Here is a 345-nt window from a genome sequence, read left to right as displayed (position 1 = left end):
TTAATTATGATTTTTCTTCCTACAATATGAAACTTACTCCTATAATAAGATTTCAATTCGATATGGCTTTGGCTACGAAATATAATAATATAGAGAAGTCGGTTAATATAGTGGATAGTTATTCCATTACGGCAAAAGGTTTCGCCCCAAGCGGCGGAGCGAGAATCGGAGGAGTTAATATAAGCACGGGAGCTAACGCCGATTTAAACAGCGGAGAGCTGAAGGGCGGTTATATAGCGAGCATACCACTTCCGAGTAGTTATTATGCCGAACAGCCTTATAGAATAGGAATAGCTTTTCCTTTGGGCTTTAGCGCTAAGACGGAGAGCGATACGATAGAGTTTT

1 pseudogene is annotated in these 345 nt (G+C 40.3%); it reads left to right on the top strand.

The features are described 5' to 3' along the window. Window positions 1-345 (top strand): annotated as a pseudogene (locus EZH24_RS13635) (variable surface family protein); the annotation flags it as partial.

The sequence above is a fragment of the Brachyspira catarrhinii genome, from assembly GCF_005518285.1.
GTDB lineage: Bacteria > Spirochaetota > Brachyspiria > Brachyspirales > Brachyspiraceae > Brachyspira > Brachyspira catarrhinii.
Note: the sequence above shows the minus strand (reverse complement) of the source record. Positions and strands in the feature narration are given on the sequence as shown.